This is a genomic window from Scytonema sp. PCC 10023 (genome assembly GCF_963920835.1).
GTDB lineage: Bacteria > Cyanobacteriota > Cyanobacteriia > Cyanobacteriales > Nostocaceae > Kalymmatonema.
The window spans coordinates 92,382-99,125 of sequence record NZ_CAWUDP010000030.1 but is presented as its reverse complement, the minus strand read 5'-3'; the positions used below and the strand labels follow the sequence as shown (position 1 = coordinate 99,125).

At 44.1% G+C, this 6,744-nt stretch carries 9 protein-coding genes; 6 read left to right on the top strand and 3 right to left on the bottom strand.

Annotation, left to right across the window (positions count from 1 at the left end; translation table 11 throughout):
• Positions 1 to 525: 525 nt before the first annotated feature.
• The 4 genes from ACM0OZ_RS19475 (at position 526) to ACM0OZ_RS19460 (ending at position 3,892) form a co-directional block, all read left to right on the top strand.
• Entirely contained in the window at positions 526 to 1,158 is a 633-nt protein-coding gene (locus ACM0OZ_RS19475) for an alpha/beta hydrolase (RefSeq protein ID WP_414584470.1), read from the top strand.
• Between the two features lie 191 nt (positions 1,159 to 1,349).
• Positions 1,350 to 1,562 (top strand): DUF2555 domain-containing protein, encoded by a 213-nt coding sequence (locus tag ACM0OZ_RS19470; RefSeq protein ID WP_017318487.1) that lies wholly within the window; start codon positions 1,350 to 1,352, stop codon positions 1,560 to 1,562.
• Positions 1,563 to 2,765, top strand: coding sequence for a bifunctional phosphopantothenoylcysteine decarboxylase/phosphopantothenate--cysteine ligase CoaBC (gene coaBC, locus ACM0OZ_RS19465; protein WP_414584469.1), 1,203 nt, complete (start codon positions 1,563 to 1,565; stop codon positions 2,763 to 2,765).
• 164 nt (positions 2,766 to 2,929) lie between these two features.
• Entirely contained in the window at positions 2,930 to 3,892 is a 963-nt protein-coding gene (locus ACM0OZ_RS19460) for an aldo/keto reductase (protein WP_414584468.1), read from the top strand.
• 192 nt (positions 3,893 to 4,084) lie between these two features.
• On the opposite strand, the gene ACM0OZ_RS19455 is transcribed toward ACM0OZ_RS19460, so the two are convergent.
• Complete coding sequence (locus ACM0OZ_RS19455) at positions 4,085 to 4,549, bottom strand: type II toxin-antitoxin system VapC family toxin (protein WP_414584467.1); 465 nt, start codon at positions 4,547 to 4,549, stop codon at positions 4,085 to 4,087.
• Entirely contained in the window at positions 4,546 to 4,791 is a 246-nt protein-coding gene (locus ACM0OZ_RS19450; RefSeq protein ID WP_414584466.1) for a hypothetical protein, read from the bottom strand. Before ACM0OZ_RS19450 ends, ACM0OZ_RS19455 begins: the two co-directional genes overlap by 4 nt.
• A 95-nt stretch (positions 4,792 to 4,886) precedes the next feature.
• Here ACM0OZ_RS19450 and ACM0OZ_RS19445 point away from each other — a divergent pair, with 95 nt between their 5' ends.
• Positions 4,887 to 5,051, top strand: coding sequence for a hypothetical protein (locus tag ACM0OZ_RS19445; protein WP_414584465.1), 165 nt, complete (start codon positions 4,887 to 4,889; stop codon positions 5,049 to 5,051).
• Between the two features lie 141 nt (positions 5,052 to 5,192).
• Here the strand turns inward: ACM0OZ_RS19445 and ACM0OZ_RS19440 are convergent, their stop codons facing one another.
• Complete coding sequence (locus tag ACM0OZ_RS19440) at positions 5,193 to 6,191, bottom strand: restriction endonuclease (RefSeq protein ID WP_414584464.1); 999 nt, start codon at positions 6,189 to 6,191, stop codon at positions 5,193 to 5,195.
• A 12-nt stretch (positions 6,192 to 6,203) separates the two neighbouring features.
• On the opposite strand from ACM0OZ_RS19440, the gene ACM0OZ_RS19435 reads away from it, so the two are divergent.
• Positions 6,204 to 6,692: an REP-associated tyrosine transposase gene (locus tag ACM0OZ_RS19435; RefSeq protein WP_414584463.1), complete on the top strand. Its 489-nt coding sequence runs from the start codon at positions 6,204 to 6,206 to the stop codon at positions 6,690 to 6,692.
• The last annotated feature ends 52 nt before the right edge of the window (positions 6,693 to 6,744 follow it).

The window sequence follows — 6,744 nt, the reverse complement described above, 5'->3', positions numbered from 1 at the left end:
GCTCCCTATGAAGAAAGAAGTAAATGTCTAGACAAGTCTAGAATTTATATAGCAGCAAAGTACATTGTCACCGACGATAACGATCTGCTGGTGCTTAACCCATTTCGTGATGTGAAGATAGTCACAGTAGAAGAGTTTTTGAGAGCAGTTAGGCTTGAGTAATCTTTCACAGCGGCACAATAACGTTTGAATCCGGTTGGAATACGCGATCGCTTACTGGCTAGACAAAGTCAGCACGGGTAATTCAAAATGGTACAATTCCTGGCTGATCAAAATTTCAACGGATTTCCAAGAAATAAATTATTCATCTTGTGGGGTGGGCGTCGGGTTCCGCCCTCGGAACGCATGATGAGGTTTCTTAACTGCGTCGGTACTTCGGTCCCATAACAAGTCGCCACATGAGAATTACTGATGCAAAATTTTTTATCTTGTCATTCCATAGTTTTTATGATTGACTGTCCTTTGTCCCTAGTCATGTGTTCTGTGATGAATGACTAAGGACTAATGACTAAGGACTCATAACTCATGACTCATACTCTAGATTTTATTAGCGTACCTCCAAAAACAAACCAACCACCTAAGGGTTTAATTGTGATTTTGCACGGTTGGGGTGCAAATGCTAAAGATGTGGCATATTTGTTGCCGTATTTTAATTTGCCGGATTATCAGTTCCTGTTTCCCAATGCACCTTTTCCTTATCCCTATTCTGCTATTGGTAGAGCATGGTATGACCTCACCGTGGAAAATATGTATCAAGGATTAACAGAAAGTCGGCAACTGCTAACAGATTGGTTGCAATCTTTAGAGAGTAGCACTGGTGTACCTTTATCGCGGACAATTTTGAGCGGATTTTCTCAAGGTGGGGCTATGACTTTAGATATAGGATTAAAGTTACCCTTCGCTGGTTTAGTTTCTTTGAGTGGATATTTACATCCTGGTGCAGGAAATGTAGAAACCCAAAATTTGGCGTCTCTACCACCGGTTTTAATCATGCATGGTAGACAAGATACAGTTGTGCCATTGCAAGCAGCTGTTTTAGCACGGGAAACTCTTGAATCTTTGGGGGCTACGGTACAATACTATGAGTTTGATATGGGTCATGAAATTCGACCCGAAATGCTAGAGTTGTTAAGGAATTTTGTTGTTGCCAATGCATAAATACTAAGAATCTGTCTTTTGTTTAAACATGATTCAGTCTAAATTGCAAAATTTTTACACAGTTCGATAGAAATCCGGAAAAATTTCACGAAATTATTGCTTGCAAGTGAGTAATATATATTGGGTGGGTGCGCTCGACGCAACTCAACCCATGCTGGATGCGAATGCTGCAAAAGGGAGGGGCGAGGATAATGAAAACTCTAAGCATTTCTAAGACAGAAATTGCTGTCATGACTCCACAAGAGGTGGAAATGTTAGCTGTACGTCTGGAGCAAGATAATTACAGTAATGCTTTTGAGGGTTTGAATGATTGGCATTTACTGCGAGCGATCGCGTTTCAGCGTCCAGAGTTAGTTGAACCATACATCCACCTTTTAGATTTGGAACCCTACGATGAGGCGTAGATGTTTCCTAGTAGACGAGTTCTAATTGCAGTAGGCGGCGGCATCGCCGCCTATAAAATCTGTGAGGTTATTTCCACTTTGTTTAAAATGGGAGTGGAAGTAAGAGTCGTTCTCACGCGTTCGGCACAACAATTTATTACGCCTTTAACTTTGGCGACGCTTTCCCGCCATCCAGCTTATACAGATGAAAATTTTTGGCAACCAACTCACTCGCGTCCATTGCATATTGACTTAGGTGAGTGGGCAGATTTAATTGTTATTGCACCTCTAACAGCAAATACATTAGCAAAGTTAGCCTACGGTATGGCGGACAATTTGCTCACAAATACTGTTTTGGCTTCGACTTGTCCCGTGCTGCTAGCGCCAGCCATGAACACTGATATGTGGGAACAGCAGGCGGTGCAGCGCAATTGGCAACAGCTATTGACAGATAGGCGATTTCATGGGATGAATACGGGCTCGGGGTTGTTGGCGTGCGATCGCGTCGGTGCTGGTAGGATGGCAGAACCCCTGGAGATTATTGCTTACGTTCAATCGTTGTTACACACCACAGGTAAGCGAGATTTGCTAGGTAAGCGGGTGTTGATTAGTGCTGGAGGAACGCGAGAGCATCTTGATCCAGTCAGGTTTATCGGCAATCCTTCCACAGGGAAAATGGGGTTAGCTTTAGCACAAGCTGCACTGCATCGAGGAGCAAGCGTGACATTGGTACACACTCCAGCGAGTTGGGATGTCCCTTTGGGAGTGCAAGCAATTCCTGTTGTCAGTGCTGAAGAAATGCGAACCAGCATGGTGCAGAATCTACCGAGTGCGGATGTGATTGTTATGTCGGCAGCAGTAGCGGATGTGAAGCCACGGGAGTATAGTAACGAGAAGTTGGCAAAGAAATCGCTGCCGCAAGCCTTACCCCTAGAACCTGTACCAGATATCGTTGCCGAATTGGCACAACTCAAACAACCGCATCAGCGTTTAATTGGGTTTGCTGCACAGACAGGGGATATTGTCACACCAGCATTAGAGAAATTGCACAGAAAAAATCTGGATGCCATTGTTGCTAATCCTATAGATGAACCGAATAGCGGTTTTGGCAGTGATAATAATCAAGCGATATTTTTGGATAAGCAAGGACAAAAGATAGAAATTCCCCCTTGTTCCAAATTACAAATGGCTCATCATATTTTTGATTTGTTGGGAAATAAATAAAGTAGTAGCGTTCAAGAGAGTTTAATCAAGTCTTGGGCGTTTGGAGATAGCTGCAACAGCCAGATCTAGTGTGTCTTTAGGAAGATTCTGTGAACTTTTCCTTGTGTTTGAATTGGCTCACAGCTATATGTACTAAAGCAATAGCTGGCATACAAGGAGAAAAGATGTCAGAAAGTACGTCAAATTCAGAAATGCTATACCGAGTTCTCGGTAGCACAGGAGAGAGGGTTTCCGCGATCGGACTGGGTGGTTGGCACATCGGCTTGAAGTACGTTGATGAGCAACTGGGCATACGTATTGTTCGTACAGCGATTGATCGTGGCATCACCTTTATGGATAACTGTTGGGATTATAACGATGGAGTGAGCGAGATTCGCATGGGGAAAGCCCTCCGCGATGGCTACCGAGACAAAGTATTCCTGATGACGAAAATCGACGGTCGCTCCAAGAAAGAAGCAGCAAGACAGATAGACGAATCACTTCAACGCTTGCAAGTAGATTACATCGATCTCGTTCAGCACCACGAAATCCTCCGACACGAAGACCCGCATCGAGTTTTCGACGAAGAAGGGGCAAATGCCGCTTTCATTGAGGCGCGGGAAGCTGGTAAGCTCCGATACATTGGCTTCACCGGGCATAAAGACCCCTATGTTCATCTGCATATGCTTGAAGTTGCAGGCGATCGCGCGTTTAAGTTTGATACAGTGCAGATGCCGCTGAATGTGATGGATGCGCACTACCGCAGTTTCGCAAAGCTGGTTCTGCCAGAACTAGTCAAACAAAACATCGGCATTCTTGGGATGAAAAGCTTGGCAAACGGTATTCTTTTACGGTCAAATACTGTAACGGCAATTGAGTGTCTACACTATGCCCTGAATCTGCCCACATCAGTTGTAATTACGGGAATTGACAGCATGGAGATTCTCGATCAGGCGTTTGAAGCCGTGCGGACGTTCCAGCCGATGAACGAGCAGCAGGTGCAAGCATTGTTAGCAAAAACGGCTTTATCAGCATCACGCGGCGAATTTGAGCCATTCAAAACCTCATCAATTTTCGACGGTACTGCCCAAAATCCAGATTGGCTTGGAGAAGAGCCACAGCGCCTCCAGCAATTGATGCCAACATGATCAACAAAGCAGATCGCATTGATTGATGCTGTACTCTGGGCTAACGCATCCTACAAGATTGGCGATTGCGCAAAGCGCACCTGGAGGAGGCAATCGCGCAAACCCGAGTGCGTGTGCTCTGCCCTTAGCGCTCGCTGGAAACGATGGCGCTTGTCTTCCTCAGAACGTATCTTAGCCTGCACTTGGCTAAGGCTACGACTCATCGGCTTTAGGAATTGCCAAGTCCTGGGGTCGCACAATTGTAATGGCTGATGTGACTGCAAAATCGCTCGGATTAAAAGTTAGAAGATGTGTAATCTCATGTGCAAGCATAGTTGCAACAATACGAACATCATGGGTACGCTTACCCATGACTCCGTTGACTGTGACCAACTCTAACCAATTTGGAAAAATTTGTGATGATTCCTCTAGCAAGGGAAAACGATTGAGAAGCTGATCTATGGTGCTTCTCACGTGCTTTACAGCCCACCCTAGACCGTTCACTTCAACTGGTCGGGTAGCAACAACCCACAGTTCAACAAGCACTTGTGCTGTCAGGAAACATTCGTCTCCTTGTGTCAGTAAATAAGATATTGAATCTCTTGCAAGGCTATGCTGTATATCGGAGGGGTTGCAGAAACGCAAAACAACATTGGTATCAAGCAGGTATTTGGTCATTCCTCATAAATGCTTTCGCGGCTGAAGGCTTCATCAGAAAGGCTCACATTGGTTTTAGGAAGCTGAGAAACCCACTCGCGAAATTCCTTAGCCCGTTCCACTGGGGTTGTCCTTTGCCAAAAAGGAGTAGATGATTCGATTTGCTTAGCTTGAAACTCAATAAAGGCAATAAAATCAGCAATCTTCTTGAGTTGCTCCTCGTTCAGCTTGTCTAGTTCTTGCTTGAGCTTTTCTCGCAGCATAATCAATGGTTGTGCGAAAGCAGTTTTCTTCTATCGTAACCGATACAACTTCTTAACCAAGTATTTCAGTTGAAGCAGCATGTACGTTCCAGCCAATGAACGATCCTCTGGTGCGATCGCTCTTAGCAAAAACGGCTTTATCAGCATCACGCGGAGAGTTTGAGCCATTTAAAACCTCATCAATTTTTGACAGCACAGCCCAAAATCCAGATTGGCTGGGAAAGGAGCCACAGCGCATCCAGCAATTGATGCCAACATGAGCAAGAGAGCAGATCGGATTGATTGATGCTGTACTCTGGGCTAACGCATCCTACAAGATTGGCGATTGCGCAAAGCGCACCTGGAGGAGGCAATCGCGCTAATCCGTTGCTGGGCTGCTGTCCAGAACCGAAATCTTATTATTATTCATACGAAATGTAAAAATCATCTATAGCGTCACGAATCAAATCAATTGGATTTTGATTGGCTGCTTTGAGTTGAAGTAATTCAATCAAATGGTTGTCATCGAAAAGCAAAATAACTTTCTTTTCTTGTGAATAAATGCTATTTTGCATCCTGTAAGCATTACAATCGGCTCCCTTTCTGCTAAAAACGATACCAAGTCTTCCAATGGTTTCTTTCAAGTAATTTCTAGTTTGATTTACCTCATCTTTACTACATGGCTCGGTATAGTTTTTAAATTCGCAAAGTAGAAACCTAGAATCAAAATCTTTACATATTTTCGCCCATCCAATATCTGTATCTGCATCTCTTAGTGAGAAAAGTGCATCACGTCTTTCAAGCCCATTCAAAGTACGAGGCTGCCGCTTTGGGAATTTAAGGGGAGGAACGAAAACTTCAGTCAAGATTTCCGTGCAAATATCTTCAAAATCTTTCCATCCTTTCATTCCTGGAGGGCAATTCGACAAACGCTGTATCAGCGAAGAAGATGCCTGACTTTTAGCAGTAGATAAACTTAATGGGAAACCAGAGATAATTTGTTGATATTTTGCTTCTAGTTCTGGAAACCTTGCCAACAGATTAAGTAGTTTATCTCTGTCCCATATCTCAAGTCTTTTTTCAACGGAAGTATTAAATCTCTGGACATAATCCCAAGCGGAAGAAGTCAGATTACTTGAGGTAACAAGGAGAGCCTTGGCTCCGTGTTTGACATTGAGTATGGCTAATAGTTGTGCAATTGTGCTGGCGTTGACTTTGCTGTTGAGGTAATACTTAGTTTCTACAAGCCACAACTGAGAGATATTTTCACCAATTGGTGACTTTGTACTATAAGAAGCTTGAATATCCACACCCCAGTCCGTATCACCGAGCGTAGTTACATTTTCAAAACCCAAGGCACTCAATAACTCAGAAACTAGTTGCTCGAACTCGAATGCACTTTGGGCTATTGTGCTACTCATAACTTTTCAAACATGCTTGTCCAAGACAATATAGCGTTTCCTAAGCAACTGAGGTACACCCAAATCTTTCAGCATCATCGGCGGCAGATATCGCTCCAACGAAGCCAGAAGTTGCCAATCGTCCCGTGCAGGCGTCTATTATGCCGCATACCTCAACAACAGTACAAAATTACTAAAATGAGCGACCTTATCAAAACCTACGTTACAAAACACAGAACAAGCACCTTAGCAATTGATGCCAGCATTAATGACTCACGGCAAAAGCGGCAGGAAAGCAACCTCTGGCAGCGACGATTCTGGGAGGATTGGATTCGCGATCAGGCAGACTTTGTCCAGCATTGTGATTACATCCATTACAATCCAGTTAAACATGGATTGTGTTCTGCACCTAGTAAATGGGCATATTCCAGTTTTCATCGCTTTGTTGCACAGGGCATCTATGCGGCAGATTGGGGAGAGATGCAAGCACCGGAAATCGCAATAAATATTGAGGATGGGTGAGCGAGTTGGTTTGATAAATGCTGTACTCAAAGGCTAACGCATCCTACGCGAC